Source organism: Sphingomonas cannabina (assembly GCF_021391395.1).
GTDB classification, from domain to species: domain Bacteria; phylum Pseudomonadota; class Alphaproteobacteria; order Sphingomonadales; family Sphingomonadaceae; genus Sphingomonas; species Sphingomonas cannabina.
In genome coordinates, this window is the sequence record NZ_CP090059.1 from 1993660 (window position 1) to 2012128 (window position 18469).

Annotated in this window: 11 protein-coding genes; 7 read left to right on the plus strand and 4 right to left on the minus strand. The window is 69.0% G+C overall.

Going from position 1 to position 18469, the window contains the following annotated elements; translation table 11 throughout:
• The first annotated feature begins 62 nt into the window (after positions 1 to 62).
• The 5 genes from LZK98_RS09595 (at position 63) to dacB (ending at position 7829) form a co-directional block, all read left to right on the plus strand.
• The gene (locus LZK98_RS09595; RefSeq protein ID WP_233786315.1) at positions 63 to 1226 is read left to right on the plus strand and encodes an aminotransferase; all 1164 of its coding nucleotides are present in this window, start codon (positions 63 to 65) and stop codon (positions 1224 to 1226) included.
• Positions 1223 to 3394, plus strand: a complete 2172-nt coding sequence (locus tag LZK98_RS09600) for a penicillin acylase family protein (RefSeq protein WP_233786316.1) — start codon at positions 1223 to 1225, stop codon at positions 3392 to 3394. The genes LZK98_RS09595 and LZK98_RS09600 overlap by 4 nt, the downstream gene beginning before the upstream one ends.
• Positions 3395 to 3444: 50 nt before the next feature.
• Entirely contained in the window at positions 3445 to 5031 is a 1587-nt protein-coding gene (locus LZK98_RS09605) for an N-acyl-D-amino-acid deacylase family protein (RefSeq protein ID WP_233786317.1), read from the plus strand.
• 109 nt (positions 5032 to 5140) lie between these two features.
• Entirely contained in the window at positions 5141 to 6400 is a 1260-nt protein-coding gene (locus LZK98_RS09610) for a dicarboxylate/amino acid:cation symporter (protein WP_319937553.1), read from the plus strand.
• Complete coding sequence (dacB, locus tag LZK98_RS09615; RefSeq protein WP_233786318.1) at positions 6381 to 7829, plus strand: D-alanyl-D-alanine carboxypeptidase/D-alanyl-D-alanine endopeptidase; 1449 nt, start codon at positions 6381 to 6383, stop codon at positions 7827 to 7829. The genes LZK98_RS09610 and dacB overlap by 20 nt, the downstream gene beginning before the upstream one ends.
• 345 nt (positions 7830 to 8174) lie before the next feature.
• Here dacB and LZK98_RS09620 read toward each other — a convergent pair whose 3' ends face one another.
• From LZK98_RS09620 to LZK98_RS09630, 3 genes are read right to left on the minus strand one after another with little or no spacing between them, the layout of a single operon-like run.
• Positions 8175 to 9584, minus strand: coding sequence for an efflux transporter outer membrane subunit (locus LZK98_RS09620; protein ID WP_233786319.1), 1410 nt, complete (start codon positions 9582 to 9584; stop codon positions 8175 to 8177).
• Positions 9571 to 10734 (minus strand): efflux RND transporter periplasmic adaptor subunit, encoded by a 1164-nt coding sequence (locus tag LZK98_RS09625; protein WP_233786320.1) that lies wholly within the window; start codon positions 10732 to 10734, stop codon positions 9571 to 9573. Before LZK98_RS09625 ends, LZK98_RS09620 begins: the two co-directional genes overlap by 14 nt.
• Entirely contained in the window at positions 10727 to 13921 is a 3195-nt protein-coding gene (locus LZK98_RS09630; protein WP_233786321.1) for an efflux RND transporter permease subunit, read from the minus strand. Before LZK98_RS09630 ends, LZK98_RS09625 begins: the two co-directional genes overlap by 8 nt.
• A 180-nt stretch (positions 13922 to 14101) precedes the next feature.
• Here LZK98_RS09630 and LZK98_RS09635 point away from each other — a divergent pair, with 180 nt between their 5' ends.
• Complete coding sequence (locus tag LZK98_RS09635) at positions 14102 to 15049, plus strand: LysR family transcriptional regulator (RefSeq protein ID WP_233786322.1); 948 nt, start codon at positions 14102 to 14104, stop codon at positions 15047 to 15049.
• Here the strand turns inward: LZK98_RS09635 and LZK98_RS09640 are convergent.
• A complete protein-coding gene (locus LZK98_RS09640; protein ID WP_233786323.1) occupies positions 14993 to 17305 on the minus strand; it encodes a TonB-dependent siderophore receptor in 2313 nt (770 codons plus the stop codon). The genes LZK98_RS09635 and LZK98_RS09640 overlap by 57 nt on opposite strands.
• Before the next feature lie 239 nt (positions 17306 to 17544).
• Between LZK98_RS09640 and LZK98_RS09645 the strand changes: the two genes are divergently transcribed.
• Positions 17545 to 18411, plus strand: a complete 867-nt coding sequence (locus LZK98_RS09645; RefSeq protein ID WP_233786324.1) for a FadR/GntR family transcriptional regulator — start codon at positions 17545 to 17547, stop codon at positions 18409 to 18411.
• Positions 18412 to 18469 lie beyond the last annotated feature (58 nt).

Here is an 18469-nt window from a genome sequence, read left to right on the forward strand (position 1 = left end):
GTTTCCCGGGCAATGACGAGTTGCTAGGCATCCGGCTCGATTTTCTTTCGGGAAGGCGTTTCATGAACCCCGTCTATGCCGCGCTCGGCACCACGATCTTCGAGGAGATGTCGGCGCGGGCGCGGGCGAGCGGGGCGGTCAACCTGGGGCAGGGCTTTCCCGACGGCCCCGGGCCCGAGCCGGTGCTGCGCGCGGCTGCGGCGGCGCTGACCGAGCGGTCGAACCAATATCCGCCGATGCTGGGGCTTGCCGAGCTGCGGCAGGCGGTCGCCGATCATTATCGGCGCCATCAGGACCTCGATCTCGCGCCCGAGGAGGTGATCGTCACCTCCGGCGCCACCGAAGCGCTGGCGGCGGCGATCCTGGCGCTGGTGACGCCGGGCGACGAAGTGCTGCTGATCCAGCCGCTCTACGACGCCTATCTGCCGCTGGTCGAGCGCGCGGGCGGGGTGCCGCGGCTGATCCGGCTGGAGCCGCCCGAGTGGCAGGTGAGCGAGGCGATGCTGGAAGCGGCGGCGGGCCCGCGCACGCGTCTCCTGATCCTCAACAACCCGGTCAATCCGCTCGGTACCGCGATGGGCGAGGAGGAGCTGGCGGTGATCGCCCGCTTCTGCGTCGCGCACGACGTGATCGCTGTGTGCGACGAGGTGTGGGAGCATGTCGTGTTCGACGGCGCCCGGCACCGGCCGCTGCTCGGCTTTCCGGGGATGCGCGAGCGGACGGTCAAGATCGGTTCGGCAGGCAAGATCTTCGCGCTGACCGGCTGGAAGGTCGGCTGGATGTGCGCGGCACCGGCGCTGGCGCGGGGGCTGTCGCGGGCGCACCAGTTCCTGACCTTCACCACGCCTCCCAACCTGCAATGGGCGGTGGCGGAGGGGCTCGCGCATCATGGCGGCTGGATCGAGGCGGCGAGCGCCGGCTTCCAGCGCTCGCGCGATCGGTTGGCGAAGGGGCTGGCCGGGCTGGGGCTCGTCACGACGCACAGTGCGGCCACCTATTTCCTGTCGATCGACCTTGCCGCCTCGGGCATCGCGATGGACGACCGCGCCTTCTGCGAATGGATGCTGGAGGGGGCCGGCGTGGCGGGCATCCCGATCTCCGCCTTCTATGCCGAGGCGCCGGTCGCGCATCTCGTCCGGCTGTGCTTCGCCAAGGAGGATGCGACGCTCGACGAGGCGCTGCGGCGGCTCGCCGTGGCTCTTCCAAGGCTCGAGGATCGCCGATGACCCGTTCGAGGCGCGTCGCCGTCGCGGCGCTTGCCCTGCTCGCGACGAGCGCCACACGGCCGGGCGAGCTGGCGGAGTGGCGTGCCCAGGCCGCGCGGGTCACGATCGCGCGCGACGATTGGGGTATCGCCCATGTCCATGGGCGGAGCGACGCGGATGCGGTGTTCGGCGCGATCTATGCCCAGGCGGAGGACGATTTCCCGCGGGTCGAGATGAACCTGCTGACCGCGCTCGGCCGCACCGCCGAGGCGGAGGGGGAGGCGGCGATCTGGCAGGACCTGCGCCAGCGGCTCTATGTCGATCCGGAGGCGCTGAAGGCGGATTACGCGAAGAGTCCCGCCTGGCTCCGCGCGCTGATGGATGCATGGGCCGGCGGGCTCAACTTCTACCTGGCGACGCATCCCGAGGCGAAGCCGCGCGTGCTCACCCGGTTCGAGCCGTGGATGGCGCTGTCCTTCACCGAAGGCAGCATCGGCGGCGACATCGAGCGGGCGGATCTCAGGAAGCTCGCCGAATTCTACGGCGCCCCGCCCAAGGTCGCGCTGCTGGAGCGCCCGCACAGCGACGAGCCGAGCGGCTCCAACGGCATCGCCATCGCGCCCAAGCTGACCCGCGACGGCCACGCGCTGCTGCTGATCAACCCGCACACCAGCTTCTTCTTCCGCTCCGAGCTCGGGATGGCGAGCGACGAGGGGCTGCACGCCTATGGCGCGTCGACCTGGGGGCAGTTCTTTCTCTACCAGGGCTTCAACGAGCGGCTCGGCTGGATGCACACGTCGAGCGGCGTCGATGCGGTCGACGAGTTCGCCGAGGCGATCGAGAAGGACGGCGATCGTTACCTCTATCACCATGGCAAGATGCTGCGCCAAGTGACGGAAAAGGCGGTGACGATCGCCTGGCGCCGGCCTGACGGCGGCATGGCGCGGCGCAGCTTCACCACCTATGCCACCCATCATGGGCCGATCGTCCGCGCGGAGGGCGGCAAGTGGATCGCGTTCGCGATGATGAACAAGCCGGTGCCGGCGCTCGAGCAGAGCTGGCTCAGGACCAGGGCGCGCGATTTCGCGGGCTATCTCGAGGTGGCGGCGCTGCAGGCGAACTCGTCGAACAACACCGTCTATGCCGACGCCGACGGCCATGTCGCGCTGCTGCACCCGCAGTTCGTACCGGTGCGCGACGATCGGTTCGACTATCGCGGACCGGTCGACGGCAGCGATCCGGCGACGGACTGGCGGGGTCTGACCCCGCTCTCGAAGCTGCCGGAGGTGCGCGATCCGGCTGGCGGATGGCTCTACAACTCCAATGATGCGCCCTGGCGTGCGGCCGGTGCCGACAGCCCGCGCGCGGCGGATTTCCCGCGCTACATGGACCATGCGGGCATCAATTTCCGCGGCGACCATGCGACGGCGCTGCTGGAGCGGGCGAAGGCGCTGACGCCGGAGGGACTGGAGCGGATCGCCTATGACCCGTGGATGCCGGGCTTCGCGATAATGGTGCCGAAGCTGGTGGCGGCGTGGGAGGCGCTGCCGGCGGGCGACCCCGGGCGCGGCCGGCTCGCGGGGCCCGTGGCGCTGCTGAAGGACTGGGACGCGCGCTGGTCGGAGCGCTCCGAGGCGACGACGCTCGCCAATTTCTGGGGCGAGGAGCTTTATGCGGTCGCGCTCCGTGCCGCGACGCCGGTGCGGGCCAATGTCTATGAATGGATGCGCGACCGGCTCACGCCCGCCGAGCGGCTGGCGGCGCTCGATCGCGCGGTCGAGCGGATGCAGCGCGAATGGGGCGGCTGGCGCGTGCCGTGGGGAGAGATCAATCGCTTCCAGCGCAATGACGGGGCGATCGTCCAGACCTTCGACGACGCCAGGCCCAGCATTCCCGTACCCTTCGCCTCGGCGCGCTGGGGGAGCCTCGCCTCGTTCGGAGCGCGCGCCTATCCCGGCACGCGGCGCTGGTACGGCACCAGCGGCAACAGCTTCGTCGCGATCGTCGAGTTCGGGCCGAAGGTGCGCGCCTGGGCAGTGTCGGCGGGCGGGGAAAGCGGCGATCCGGGGTCGCCGCATTTCACCGACCAGGCGAAGCGCTATGCGGCCGGCGACCTGCGGCCGGTCTATTTCTATCCGGAGGAGCTCAAGGGGCACATAACCCGGAGTTATCGGCCGGGTGCGAAATGATCGGTGACGCCGGCTTGACCGGCGCGGGGCGGTCCGGAAGGATCGCGGCCATGCTGGGCTCGGGGTTCGACAGGCGGGGGATGGCGCGGATCGCGGCGGCGGGCGTGCTGCTGGCGACGATGGTCGGTGCCGCGCCGGCGCCGGTCGAGGCCGATCTGATCATCCGTGGCGGCACCGTCTTCACCGGCGATGCGGCGCCGTTCACCGGCGACGTCGCCATCGCCGGAGACCGGATCGTCGAGGTGGGGCCGCATATCAAGCTGGCGGCGAAGCGGACGATCGACGCCAAGGGCATGATCGTCGCGCCGGGCTTCATCGATCCGCACACCCATGCCAAGGCGCTCGCGTCCGACGACGCCCGGGAGCGGCTGGTGCTGCCGTTCCTGATGCAGGGCGTCACCACCGCCTTCATCGGCAACGACGGGGGCGGCAGCCCCGACGTGGCGGCGACGCTCGCCTGGCCGAAGACCAAGCCGGTCGGGATCAATTACGCTACCTTCGTCGGCTTCGGGGCGGTGCGCGAGACGGTGATCGGCGAGGCCCGCCGCGCGCCGACCGATACCGAGCTCCAGAAGATGAAGGACCTGGTCGCCTCGGCGATGTGCCAGGGGGCGATCGGCTTCTCGACCGGGCTGTTCTATGCGCCGCAGAGCTTCTCCACGACCAAGGAGGTGGTGGAGCTCGCCCGCGAGGCGGCGGTGCGGGGCGGCATCTACGACAGCCATATCCGCGACGAATCGAGCTATACCGTCGGGCTGGAAGCCGCGGTCGACGAGGCGATCACGATCGGCCGCGAGGCCGGGATGCCGGTCCACATCAGCCACATCAAGGCGCTCGGCGTCGACGTGCAGGGCAAGGCGCCGGTCATCATCGCCAAGGTCGAGGCGGCGCGCCGGGCGGGTCAGCAGGTGACCGCCAACCAATATCCCTGGTCCGCCTCGGGCACGAGCCTGGTCGCCTCGCTGGTGCCGCTGTGGGCGCAGGACGGCGGTCGGCCGGCGCTGCTCCAGCGGTTCGACGATGCTTCGCTCAAGGACCGGCTGCTGCAGGACATGGCCGAGAACCTGCGCAAGCGCGGCGGGGCGGACATGCTGCTGATCACCGACGGGCCGGAGAAGGGACACCGCCTGTCGCAGGTGGCGGCGCGGATGAAGCTCGATCCCGTGGCCGCGGCGATCGCGATTATCCGGATGAAGGACCCGGCCGTCGCCTCGTTCAATCAGAGCGAGGCCGACATCGCCGCCTTCATGCGCCAGCCCTGGGTGATGACCGGCTCCGACGCCTCGACCGGCCATCCGCGCGTCTACGGCAGCTTCGCGCGGAAATATGCGAAATATGTGCAGCAGGACCATGTCATCACGCTGCGCGCGTTCATCGAGCGCAGCTCGGCGCTGACGGCGGATACCTTCGGATTGAAGGGCAGGGGGCATCTGCGTGCGGGTGCGTTCGCCGATGTCGTGGTGTTCGATCCGAAGACCTATCGCGAGCGCGCGACTTATGAGCAGCCCGAGCAGTTCGCGGAGGGCGTGCGGACGGTGGTGGTGAACGGGCGGATCGCCGTCGACAATGGCCGGCCGACCGGCGTTGCCGCCGGGCGGGCGCTGGCGCATGTGCCGCCGAAGGGCAGTTGCTCCTGATTTCGGATACGTCACCCTCACCCTTCCGGCGCTTCGCGCCTCCCTCCCTCTCCCAATGGGAGAGGGAAGGGGCCCATCGCGATAGCGATGGGAAGGGTGAGGGTGACCAGTGGCCAGAGCTGCCATGATCCGCGCCTGGTTCGCCATCGCCTTGTGGAAGCGCGTGCTTGGCGGCGTCGCGCTGGGACTGCTGCTGGCTTTTGCCTGGCCGGAGGCGGCGCCGTCGGTTGCCTTCATGGGCGAGCTGTTCGTCCGTGCAATCCGGATGCTGGTGGCGCCGATCGTGCTCGTCACCATCGCGTCGGGCATCACCACGCTCGCGGACCCCAAGCGGCTGGGGAGCCTCGGCGGGCGCACGGTCGGGTTGTTCGCGCTCACCACCTTCGTCGCGGTGTCGGTGGGGATGCTGGTCGCGAGCGTGATCCGGCCGGGCGTCGGCGCGCCGCTCGGCACCGCCACCGCCCATGCGCTGGGGCCGGCGGTCACCCCCTATGAGCAGCTGATCGGCATCGTCCCGCTCAACATCGTCGAGGCGCTCGCCAAGGGCGACATGCTCGCGCTGATCTTCGTCGCGATCCTGACCGGGGTCGGCACCGTGCTGGCGGGGGAGGCGGGGAAGCCGTTCGCGAACCTGCTCCAGTCGCTGTCGGCGGTGCTGCTGCGGATCGTCGGGCTGGTGATGGAGGCGACGCCGTTCGGCGTGTTCGCGCTGATCGCCAATGCCGTCGCGGCCAATGGTGCGGCGGTGTTCGTCAACATCGGCTGGTTGGCGCTGGCGGTGGTGCTGGGCTCGCTGATCCAGATGATCGTGGTGCACAGCCTGATCCTGCGGCTGCTGGCGCGGCTGCCGGTGCTGCCGTTCTTCCGTGGCATCATCGATGCGCTGGTGGTCGCCTTCTCGACCGCGTCGAGCGGGGCTACGTTACCGGTGGCGATGCGCGTCGCCGGCGACAATCTCGGCGTCGGGCGGGCGGTCTATTCGACCGTGCTGCCCTTGGGCGCCAGCATCGGCAAGGACGGGACGGCGATGTACGTCGGCCTGCTCAGCCTGTTCGCGCTGCAGGCCTTCGCGGTGCCGATGACGCCGCTCGTCTATGCGACCGTGCTGCTGACCGGCGCGCTGGCGGCGTTCGGGACGGCGCCGGTCCCGTCCGCCTCGCTGTTCATGCTGGCGGCGGTGCTGTCCGCGGTCGGCGTCGCGCCGGAGCAGACCGCGCTGGTGGTCGGCTTCGTGCTGCCGTTCGACCGGCTGCTCGACATGACCCGCACCGTGCCGAGCGCCAGCGCCAACCTCACCGTGGCTACGACGGTGGCGCGCTGGGAGGGGGAATTGGATGAGGACGTCTATCGTGCGCCGAACGACCGCTAGCCTCGCCCTGGCGCTGATGCTGGCTGCCGCGCCGGCGCCGGCGGCCGACAAGGCGCCGCTGGCCGAGCGCGTCGCGGCGACGCTGCGCCAGATCCAGGGGCCAGGCGCACGCTTCGGGCTGGTGGTGACGACGCTGGACGGGCGGGAGATCGTCGCGCTGTCGCCCGACGACCGCTTCGTGCCCGCGTCCAATACCAAGGTCTATACGACCGCCGCGGTGTTCGCGAACATCCCGGACCTGACCCGGCCCGACACGGTGGGCGGCGCGGCGGTGCGGCTGGACGGCGACGACGTGATCCTCGAGGGCCATGGCGACGCGCGCCTGTCGAGCAAGGCCGGCTGTACCGTCGACTGCCTGGCGACGCTGGCGGACGCCGTCGCCGCCAAGACCCGCAGGGTCGACGACGTGATCGGCGACGACAGCGACTATCCCGACGAGCGCTGGAGCCCGGGCATGGGCTGGAACAACATCCAGAGCCGCTACGGAACCGGCATCTCCGCGCTGACCGTCGACGACAATGAACTGGCGATCACCGTGCGGCCGGGGAAGGCGGGGGGTGCCGCCACGGTCGAGGCGCTTCCCTACTACGCGATCGACAATCAGGTGACGACGGTGGCGGGCGGCAAGACCGCGCTGCGGCTCTTCCGCATGCCCAACAGCCGAGAGCTCCGCATCGGCGGCACCATTGCCGCGGATGCGACGCCGGTCGAGCTCGCCGTCGGCATCGACGATCCCGCGGACTTCGCGGCGTGGCGGCTGAAGGCGCTGCTGGTCGAGCGCGGGGTGAAGGTGAAGGGGCGGGTGGACGTCCGTCACCGCCCGCTCACGCCCGCCGACGATCCCAAGGTGCGGGCGGGGGCTCCGGCGGCGATGGCCCCGGCGACGACGCCGCTGCTCAAGCTCACCCCGCCGCCGCTGATCGAGGACCTCACCCACACCAACAAGGTCAGCCAGAACCTTCACGCCGAGCTGCTGCTGCGCCGGATCGCGCGGCTCAGGGGCAGCGGCTCGATCGCCGACGGCCAGGCGGCGGTGGAGGCGATGCTGGAAAGCGCAGGCGTGCCGCGCTGGGCCTATGACTTTTCCGACGGATCGGGGATGTCGACCTACAACCGCGTGACCCCGCGCGCGAGCGCCGCGCTGATGCGCTGGATCGCCGCGCAGCCATGGGGCGCGGCATTCCGCAGCACGCTGCCGATCGGCGGCGTCGACGGCACGCTGGCGAAGCGCTTCAAGGGCACGCCGCTGGAGGGGAAGGTGTTCGCCAAGACGGGCACGCTCAACCAGGCCAATGCGCTTGCGGGCTACATGACCGCCGCCAGCGGACAGACGCTGGTGATCGCCGCCTATGCCGGCGACATGCCGGGGGATGCGTCCGCCACCACGGCGATGGATGTGGCGCTCAACCTGATCGCGGCGGAGAATTAGAGCGCGAGCTGTTTAATCGGAAATAACGAAAATGGATAATTTTAGCTATCGTAGGTCCGTTGAAGCTTCGAAAGCACGATCGCATGCCCGACGACAGCTGTGCAGATAAAGAGCGCTGCGCAAACCCAACTCGCAACTGGGGCACGCTCTGCCAGTATAAAAGAGAATACAGCGGACGGAGCAGCGATGAGGAGCATGCCTAAAACGACCGCCCATCCCTGCCAGCTTATCGGAATGTAGCTGAACATCACCCATTTGCGGAACCAAGGGATGCGCATGTTGGCAGCATAACGTATCCTCGAACGTTGGCAATTGGGGCATAGTCGACGCCCGCCTTATTGGCTCCTATGGACGAGGTGCTGCCGGCCCGCCGCCGAGCGCCCGGACGGTATCGACCGCGACCCGCAGCTGTTCGGTGCGAAGCTGCAGCAGCGCGCGCTCGGCGTCGAGCGCGGCGGTCTGGGCGGTGACCACCTCGAGATAGTCGGAGGCGCCGTCGCGGTAGCGGGTGAGCGCGAGTTCGCGGGTGCGCTCGGCGGCGGCGACCGCGTCGCGCTGGTTGCGTTCCTGCGACTGCAGCTGGCGGGCGGTGGCGAGGTCGTCCTCGACCTCGCGGAAGGCGGTCAGCACCGTCTCGCGGTAGTTGGCGGCCGCCTCGTCATATTGGGCGCGGGTCAGGCGGACGTTCGCGCGGCGCTTGCCGCCGTCGAAGATCGCCAGCGCGGCCGAGAGCGGCCCCAGTGCCCAGAAGCTGTTCGAAGCGCTCAGGAGATTGCCGCCGGTCGCCTCGAACCCGCCGGCGGCGCCCAGCGTGACGCTGGGGAACAGCGCCGCGCGCGCGACGCCGATCTCCGCGTTGGCGGCGGCGACGCGGCGCTCGGCGGCGGCGATGTCCGGGCGGCGCTCCAGCAGGGTCGAGGGCAGGCCGGCGGGGATGGCGGGCGGCGCCGGCTGTGCGTCGGCGACGGCGAGCGTGAAGCTCGACGGCGACTCGCCGATCAGCGTGGCGATCGCATGCTCGTCGCGGGCGCGCTGGGCGACGACCGCGTCGAGCTCGGCCTTGGCGCTGGCGAGCTGACTCTGGGCGCGGCTGACGTCGAGGCCGGAGGCGATGCCGCCGGAATGGCGCGTGTCGGTCAGCTCGAACGCGCGCTGGAAGGCGGCGACCGTCTCGCGCAGCAGCACGATGCGCGCGTCGAGCCCGCGCAGGTCGAAATAGGTGGCGGCGAGCTGCGCCTGCAGGCCGAGGCGGACCGCGGCCATGTCCGCCTGACTGGCCTGCGCATCGGCCTCGCGCGCCCGCACCGAATTGCGGACGCGGCCGAACAGGTCGAGCTCATAGGAAAGCGAAGCTCCCACCTCGAAGTCGTTGTAGGTGGCGGCATTTCCCGGCGACAGTGGGCGGCCGGCCGAGACGCGGCTGCGCCCGGCATCGCCACCGACATCGACCTGGGGGAAACGATCCGCCTTGGCGCCGCGGACGAGCGCGCGCGCCTGCTCGTAGCGGGCGGCTGCGGCGGCAAGGCCCGGGTTGCCGGCCTCGACCCGTTCCTCCAGGCCGTTGAGGGTCGGATCGCCGAACAGTTCCCACCATTTCCCCGGCGTGGGCACGTTGCTGCCGGCGAGCTGCCACGGCCCGAGCTCCTTGTAGGCGGCGGCAGTAGTGACGGCCGGGCGCTCGTAGCGCGGCGCCGTGGCGCAACCGGCGAGTAACAGGACACCGCCCAGCAATAACGCCGCCCTATTTCGCGGCATCGGCCTTGCCCTTCTCGGGAGCGATCGGGCGCACCGGGTCGCCGGTCTGGAGCGAGTCCGGCGGGTTGTCGATCACGCGATCGTTGGGCGACAGGCCGGCGGTGATCTCCACCACCTTGCCCTGATCATGGCCGAGCGTCACGGTCCGCAGTACCGCCCGGCCGTTGGGGCCGAGCAGGGCGACCTGTGTGCCCTTCTCGCCGATGATGAGCGCGCTCGGCGGCAGCGTGACGGTATTGCCGGCGCCGCGCAGCGGGAAGCTCGCCTGGGCATAGGCGCCGGGCTTGAGTGCGCGGTCGCCGTTGGGCGCCTGCAGCTCGACCAGTACCGTGCCGGAGGCCGGATCGACCGCGCCCGCCGTGCGGGTCAGCGTCGCGTCGAAGCTGCGGCCGGCATATTCGGGCAGAGTGAGCTTCACCGCCATGCCGGGGTGGATCTGCGCCGAATAGAGCTGCGGCACCCGCACATAGGCGCGCATCCGGCCGACGTCGGCGACGGTGAACAGCGGCGCCGCAGAGGCGTTGCCCGCGGTGACGAGTGCGCCGATCTCCGCCGAGCGGCTTGTCACCACGCCGTCGAACGGCGCGACCAGGCGGGTGAAGCCGGTCAGCGCCTGCAGGCGCGCGACGTTGGCGCGGGCGGCGTTGGTGACGGCGGTCTTGGCGGCGAGGTCGCCGAGCTTCTCGTCGGTCTCCTGCTTCGATACCGCGTCCTTGGCGAGCATCGTGCTCCAGCGCTGCGCGGTGGTGCTTGCGAGCTGCTGGTTGGCGCGTGCGGTCTGGAGGTCGGCGCGCGCGGCGGCGAGCTGCTGCTCGACCTCGGGCGCGTCGAGGATGGCGAGCAGCTGGCCCCGACGGACCGGGTCGCCGAGGTCGACCAGCCAGCGGCGGACATAGCCGGTGGTGCGGGCATAGATCGGCGCGCTGTTGAGCGCCTGGAGGTTGGCGGGCAGCGTCAGCGCGTCGCTGGCCGCGATCGGCGTGGGCCGGATCAACGTGACGCTGGGGATCGCCTGCGCCTCGGTCCAGTTCGCCAGCGTCTCCTTCGACTGGACGCGGCTGTAGATGCCGCCGCCGACCACCGCGACGGCCGCCAGCGCGGCGATGCCGCCGGCGAGCTTCAGCCGGCTGTTGTTGCCGGGCTCAGGCATGGGCTTCCTCCAATTGGGTCGGTTCGCCGCCCGGGGCGGCGGCCTTGCGGCGATGCGCGAGGCTGAAGATGACGGGGACGAACATCAGCGTGGCGAAGGTGGCGACGACGAGGCCGCCGATCACCGCGCGGCCGAGCGGGGCGTTCTGCTCGCCGCCCTCGCCGAAACCCATCGCCATCGGCAGCATGCCGATGATCATCGCCAGCGCGGTCATCAGCACCGGGCGGAAGCGGACGAGACCCGCCTCCAGCGCCGCCTTGGTGGCGTCGCCGAGCTCGGCCAGCCGCTCGCGCGCGAAGCTGACGACCAGGATCGAGTTGGCGGTGGCGACGCCCATGCACATGATCGCGCCGGTGAGCGCCGGCACGGACAGCGTGGTGCCGGTGGTGAACAGCATCCAGATGATCCCGGCGATCGCCCCCGGCAGCGCGGTGATGATCACGAACGGGTCGAGCCAGCTCTGGAAGTTGACGACGATCAGCAGGTAGATGAGCACGATCGCGCCGATCAGGCCGAAGGCGAGGCCGGAGAAGGCGCTGTTCATCGTCGCGTACTGGCCGCGCATGGTGACGGTGACGCCCTTCGGCGTCTCGGCCTTCAAGTCGTCGAGCACCTTGTTGATGTCGCCGGCGACGGCGCCGAGGTCGCGGCCGTTGGGGGTCGCGAAGATGTCGATCACCGGCGCGATGTTGTAGTGGGAGACCACCGCCGAGGCGTTGCTGCGCTGGATCGTGCCGATGCCGCCGAGCACCTGGCCGCTGGCGTTGCCGGCCCCGGTCACCGGGATGTTGGAGAGATCGCCGACCGATCCCACCTTGTACTCGGGCGTCTGCGCGACCACCGCATAGGACACGCCGTTCTCCGGGTTGAGGAAGAAGACCGGCGCGGTCTGCTGGGTGCCGGCGAGCGAGCTCGCGAGGCTGGTCGTCACGTCGCGCTCGGTCAGGCCGAGCTGACCGATACGGCTGCGGTCGACGTTGACGTCGAGCTGCGGATAGCGCGACGACTGCTGGATACGCGCGTCGGCGACGCCGGGGATCGACGAAATGCGGCGCAGGATCTTGCGGGCGAAGGCGGCGTTCGCGTTCACGTCGCGGCCGGCGATCTGGATGTCGATCGGGGCAGGGGAGCCGAAGTTCAGGATCTGGCTCGTGATGTCGGCGGGCAGGAAGGCGAATTGGGTGCCGGGGAAGGCCTTGGGCAGCTCCTCGCGCAGCTTCTGCACATAGCCGGCGGTCGGGGCGTGGTCCTCGGACAGCTGGATCAGGATGTCGCCGTCCTGCGGGCCGACCGTGCCCGAGTTGTTGTAGACCGTGTTGATCGAGCTCACCGGCAGGCCGATGTTGTCGACCAGCGATACCAGCTCCTCGCGCGGGATGATCGTGCGGATGCGCTGGGCGATGCGGTCGAACTGGGCCGAGGTCTCCTCGATGCGCGATCCGACCGGCGCGCGGACGTGGATCGCGATCGATCCGGCGTCGACCGAGGGGAAGAAGTTCTGCCCCAGGAACGGCACCAGCAGGAACGAGGCCGCGACCACGGCGAGGAAGCCGATCACGAAGGGCTTGGGCACCCTCAGCGCCTTTTCGAGCAGCTCGCCATAGCCGGTGCGGACCTGCTCGAAGCGATGCTCGAAGCCGCGCTGGAAGCGCACCAGCGGATTGCGCGAGCCGGGGCTACCGGCCTCGTGGATGTGCCCGGGCGCGTGCGGCTTCAGCAGGTACATCGCCATCGTCGGCACCAGCGTGCGCGAGAGGATGAACGAGGCGATCATCGCGAACACCACCGCCAGCGCCAGCGGCACGAACAGGAAGCCGGCGACGCCGGGCAGGAAGAACATCGGCACGAACACGATGCAGATGCACAGCAGCGAGACGAACGCTGGCGTCACGATCTGCGCCGCGCCGTCGAGGATAGCCTGGCGCACCGGCTTGCCCTGCTCGAGGTGCCAGTTGATGTTCTCGATGGTGACGGTGGCGTCGTCGACGAGGATGCCGACCGCGAGGCTGAGCCCGCCGAGCGTCATGATGTTGAGCGTGTTGCCGGTCCCCGACAGCGCCAGGATCGCCGCCAGGATCGCGAGCGGGATCGAGACGGCGATGATCACCGTCGAGCGCCACGAGCCGAGGAACATGAGGATCATCAGCGAGGTCAGTGCGGCGGCGATCGCGCCTTCCTTGATCACGCCCTCGACCGCGGCCTTCACGAAGATCGACTGGTCGCCGATCGGCACGATCTTCAGCGCCTCGGGCAAAGTCTCCTGGAGCTTGGGCAGCGCGTCCTTGACGCCCTGGACGATCGCCAGCGTCGAGGTGGCGCCGTTCTTGAGGATCGTCATCAGCACCGACCGTGAGCCGTCGACATGGACGACGTTGGTCTGCGGCGCCGATCCGTCGCGGACGTGGGCGACGTCGCGCATGTAGATGGTCGCGCCGTTCACGACCTTGACCGGCAGGTTGTTGAGCTCCTCGACCGATCCCGGCGCGTTGTTGAGCTTCACGCTGTACTGATAGCCGCCGATCTTGGCGAAGCCGGCCGGGTTGATCTGGTTCTGCGCGGCGATCGCCTGGCCGACGTCCTGCGCCGACAGGCCCTTGGACTGCAGCGCCTGCGGGTCGAGGTCGATCTGGATCTGCCGCTGACGGCCGCCGGAGGGGTAGGGGACGGCGGCACCGGGGATGGTGACCAGGTTGGTGCGGATCTGGTTCTGCGCGAGATCGAAGAGCTGCCCCTCCGACATGCCCTTGCCCGACAGCGCGAGCTGGACGATCGGCACGGTCGAGGCGTTGTAGTTGAGGATCAGCGGCGGCGTGACGCCCGGCGGCAGCTGCCTGAGCACCGTCTGCGACACCGAGGTGACCTGGGCGGTCGCGGTGCGGATGTCGGCGCCGGGCTGGAAATAGATCTTCACCACGCCGATGCCCTGCATCGACTGGCTCTCGATATGGTCGATGTCGTTGACGGTGGTGGTGAGCACGCGCTCGAACGGCGTGATGATGCGGCCCGACATCTCGTCGGGCGAGAGGCCGGCATAGTTCCAGGCGGTGGCGATCACCGGCACGCGAATGTCGGGGAAGATGTCGACCGGCGTGCGGATCGCGGCGAGCACGCCCAGCAGCACGATCAGGATCGCCATCACGATGAAGGTGAGCGGGCGCGCGAGCGCGGTGCGGACGATCCCGATCAAGGCTGCCGACTCCGAATTCCGGCCGGGCAGCGGAGGCTCGCCCGAACCCGCGATGGGTGTTGCACCAGCGGACTCCTAGGTTTCCGGCCGCGCGCCGGACTGGAAAAGCGCCCATTGCGCAGTGCAACATCGCCGTCCAATATTGTTTACGGCATGATCGATAGCTAACTCATATTAATCATGGAGCTGAGACACCTTCGCTATTTCCTGGCCGTCGCGGAGGAGCTGCACTTTGCGCGCGCGGCGCAGCGCGTCGGTATCTCGCAGCCGCCGCTCAGCCAGCAGATCGGCGCGCTGGAGCAGGAGCTGGGCGTGCGCCTGTTCGACCGGACCAGTCGTACTGTCCAGCTGACCAGCGCCGGCAAGGCGTTCCTGGAGCCCGCCCGCGCGACGCTGGCGCAGGCAGACCGTGCGGCGCAGGTGGCGCGCCGTGCCTCGCGGGGGGAACTGGGGGAGCTCGCGGTCGGCTTCAACGCCTCGGCGCCGTTCATCCCCAAGGTCGCCAACGCGATCGTCGAGTTCCGCAACCGCTATCCGGACATCCGCCTCGCGCTGACCGAGGTCCACGGCACCGCCCAGCCCGCGTTGCTCGAGGATCATTCGCTGGACGTCGTTTTCGTGCGCAACGTGGACCGGATGGCGCTGTCCCCGCGGATCACCGCCACGCTGCTGCTCGAGGAGCGCTTGTTCGTGGCGATGCGTCCGGAGCATCCGCTCGCCCGCCGCAACGAGGTGGGTTTGCGGGACCTCGCGGGCGAACCGATGGTGCTCTACTCGCGCGAGGGCGGCAGCTGCTTCACCGACCAGCTCATGGAGCTGCTCGACCACGCCGGCGTCGAGCCGGTGATCGCGCAGACGGTGCGGGAAGTCTCGACGCTGTTCGGTCTCGCCGCCGCCGGGGTCGGCGTGACCGTGCTCGCCGAATCCCTCTGCGCGCTCCAGTCGGCGCGGCTCGCCTATCGTCCGCTCGCCGATCCCGCGGCGATCACGACGATGTGGCTGCTGCACCTTCCGGAGCATTCGCTGACGCTGCAGTGCCGGAACTTCCTGGACATCATCCGGCGCGACGGCTCACCACTTGAATCTCAGCGATCCGATGACGGTGCGGGACGCGCCGAAATAGCATGAGTTGGAGAAGGGGCAGGCCGAGATATAGCGCTCGTCGAGCAGATTGGCGGCGTTGATCGCCACGCTCCATCCGCGCAGGGCCTCGCTGGCGTAGCCGAGGTCGTAGCCGACCATGCCGTCGACCAGCGTGAAGCTGTCGGTGGTGAAGGCCTGGAAGGTGGTGACGCCGTTGATCACCGCATATTTGGTCGACCCGTCCGAGCCGCCGACGTAGCGCACGCCGCCGCCGACGCTGAGGCCGCCGATCGGGCCGGCGGAACCGCCCTTGCCGAAATCATAGGATAGGAAGGTCGAGGCTTGCCATTCGGGCGTGCCGAGCTGGCGGGTGCCGGTGGTGGTCGGGGTGCCGCTGTCGGTGGCGGTCGGCGGGACGGCCGGCGTGCCTCGGGTGATGATCGCGTCGGTGTAGGTCGCCGCTAGCACGACGTCGAAGCCCGGGGTGACTTCGCCACGTCCTTCCAGCTCGACGCCGCGCACGCGCACCTCGCCGATCTGGATTTGGGCATTGGAAGGAATGCCGCCGGTCCCGGCGCGGGGATCGGTGACCGGCACCTTCTGCCGCTTGAGATCATAGACGGAGAGGGTGAAGAGTGCCTTGGCTCCCCTAGGCTGGAACTTGAGCCCGGCCTCGTACATCTTGCCGGTGACCGGTTCGAAGGGAGTTCCCTGATAATCTGCCCCGGCCTGCGGCTCGAACGATTCCGAATAGCTGACATAGGGCGAGAGGCCGAAGTCGAACTCGTACAGCGCGCCCAGCCGCATCGTGAAGGCGGTCTGCGACAGCCGGGTCACGGCGTTGGGAGTGCCGGTGACGATCTTCTTGTTGAGCGTGGTCTGGTCGTACCAGTCCCAGCGCCCGCTCGCGATCAGCTGGAGCCGGCCGATCGCCATCTGGTCCTGCAAGTACAGGCCGACCTGGTCGCGCTTGGTGTAGGTGTTCACGTAACTGGGCGAGAGGACGGTCAGGTCGAAGCTCGGCATCGTACCGCCATAGATCGGCGCATAGAGATTGAGGTTCGGGATGCTGGTGAGCGGGTTCGAGGTCTGCCCGGTGTTGAACTGCTGGAAGTTCTCGCCCGAGATATACTGATAGTCGATGCCGGCCAGCACGTTGTGGCGCACCGGCCCGGTGGCGAACTTCGCGTTCAGGTGGTTGTCGAGCGTCAGCGTGTCGAAATCCTCGTCCGCGCCGCCACCGCCGCGGATGATGGTCGAGTAATCGGTGTTGCGGTTGGCACCCGTGCCGGTGGTCGCATAGCCGGCGACATAGATCTGGCGGTAGCTCAGCGTGTTGTTCTGGAAGCGGAAATTCGACCGGAACGACAGCTGGTCGCTGAAATCGTGCCGGAACAGCGCGGTGATCGCCTTCTGCTTGTGGTTGTAGCGCTCGTAGTCCGGGTCGCCGGTGTTGATGTGCAGCGCGAGCGGACCCGCAGGGCTCGGCAGCACCGTGCCGTAGGCGGGCACGCCCGAATAGCCGCCGCCCGACGGCGCGTGCTGGTAGACGGCGATCAGGGTCAGGCTGGTGTCCGGCCCCGGTGCGAAGGTCAGCATCGGGCTGACGTGATAGCGCTCGCTCTCGGTGTATCGGGTGAAGCCGTCGGCCTTCTGCCAGCCGCCGACGACGCGGAACAGCAGCTTGCCGTCCGCATCGAGCGGCTGGTTGAGATCGGCGACGGCGCGGAGCGAACCGTAGTTGCCCGCCTGCAGCTCGACACGGCCGAACGGCGTGGCCTCCGGCGTCTTGCTCGTCAGGTTGACCAGACCGCCTGGCGTCGAGTTGCCGTAGAGGACCGAGGCCGGCCCCTTGACGATATCGATCTGCTCGATGCGGTTGAAGTCGGTCTGCGGCATCGAATAGGGGCCGGCGAGCAGGCGCATCCCGTCGAGGAAGATGCCCGGCGCGAAGCCGCGCAGCAGCAGCTGGTCGTAGCGGGTGACGGTGCCGCCGCGCTGGTTGGCCGCGACGCCGGCGACATAGCCGAGCGCCTGGTTGATCGACAGCGCGTTGCGCCGCGTCAGCTCCTCTTGATCGATGACGGTGATCGTCTGCGGCGTCTCGATGAGCGGCGTGTCGGTCTTGGTGCCCGATCCGATGCCCTGTTCGCGCAGGCCGGTGACCACGATCTCCTGCGGGTCCGAGCCGTCGCCTGGCTCGCCGTCGTCGGCCAGGGCAGTCTGTGACGCAAGCAGCCCGGCAGCGATCAGCGCTGCCCGAGAAGCCCGCCAAGCCCAGCCGCGATGTCCGACCCGCATTTGATTCCCCTTTTATTGCGATTGATTCGCATTCGCCGTTAAGGGGCGCCGGTGCATATGGCAATGCATGATGAGCGAGCAGGGGAGGGCGTCAGGTCGATTATGGCCGGTGCGGGGTCAACACCGGATTTGAACAGCGGCTTTATCTCTCGTGGCGGTACCTAGGCCCAACTCCTTGAGTGTCGGACAATATCCGCTTACCTCTCGTCCAAGCCAGCTCGGTTTAAGGGGGATTTCTTTTGCGCGATCGACTGCCCGGCAGGAGTAGCGAACGGCGGAGCGTCGAAACGGGGCAGCCCGGGCCGGATGCCGACGATCGCCACGATACCGCTGCGGGGAAGCATACGGCCATCGCGACCGCCGACATCATGGCCGCGCGGGGATCGAGCGGCGTCATCGGATCCGCTGCGGGGCAGGTCGCCCGGGCGATTGGCATGGACATCCTGAGGGGCACGATCGCGCCGGGGCAGAAGCTGCCTGCCGAGGAGGATATTCTCGCCCGTTTCTCGGTTTCCAGGACCGTCCTGCGCGAGGCGCTGAAGATCCTCGAAGCCAAGGGGATGGTGAAGTCCAAGACCCGGATCGGCACGGTCGTCCGGGATCGCCACAGCTGGAACTTCTTCGATTCCGATGTCCTGGCATGGAAGATCGACACCGGGCTCGATGCGGCGCTGCTGCAGACGTTGCGGGAAGCGCGTCTCGCGGTCGAGCCGTTCGCCGCGCGGCTGGCTGCCGAGCGGGCGACGCACGCGGACATGGCGGAGATGGCCGAGAGCGTGCGGCTGATGCGCGAGGCGGTGGGGGACCGGCATCTGTTCGCGCAGGCGGATCTGCGGTTCCACCGCGCGGTCGCGGCGGCGTCGGGGAATTTCGTCCTGGGGTCGTTCGCCGCCGTCATCGAGACGGCGCTCGTCTGCGCCACGCTCCTGCTGCCGCTGGAGGATGCCTCGCTGCGGACCGAGGCGGTGAACCGGCACGAGGACCTGCTCAAGACGATCGCGCGGCGCGAGACCGAACGCGCTGCCCTGCTCATGTCGGACATGATCAATTTCGGCGCCGCGGTGGGAGAGGTGCCGCTGCCGCAAGCGGAGGCGTCTGAGGCTTAGGACGGATCGACATTTGAGGTTGCAGGTCTTCCGTAGCCCGGTTTCCAACCGTCACCCC

What these genes read in the sequence shown, in the direction of transcription:
- LZK98_RS09595 (WP_233786315.1), top strand. Translation starts at nt 63, where the DNA reads ATGAACCCCGTCTATGCCGCGCTCGGCACCACGATCTTCGAGGAGATG.
- LZK98_RS09600 (WP_233786316.1), top strand. Translation starts at nt 1,223, where the DNA reads ATGACCCGTTCGAGGCGCGTCGCCGTCGCGGCGCTTGCCCTGCTCGCG.
- LZK98_RS09605 (WP_233786317.1), top strand. Translation starts at nt 3,445, where the DNA reads ATGCTGGGCTCGGGGTTCGACAGGCGGGGGATGGCGCGGATCGCGGCG.
- LZK98_RS09620 (WP_233786319.1), bottom strand. Translation starts at nt 9,584, where the DNA reads ATGCCGCGAAATAGGGCGGCGTTATTGCTGGGCGGTGTCCTGTTACTC.
- LZK98_RS09625 (WP_233786320.1), bottom strand. Translation starts at nt 10,734, where the DNA reads ATGCCTGAGCCCGGCAACAACAGCCGGCTGAAGCTCGCCGGCGGCATC.
- LZK98_RS09635 (WP_233786322.1), top strand. Translation starts at nt 14,102, where the DNA reads ATGGAGCTGAGACACCTTCGCTATTTCCTGGCCGTCGCGGAGGAGCTG.
- LZK98_RS09640 (WP_233786323.1), bottom strand. Translation starts at nt 17,305, where the DNA reads ATGCGGGTCGGACATCGCGGCTGGGCTTGGCGGGCTTCTCGGGCAGCG.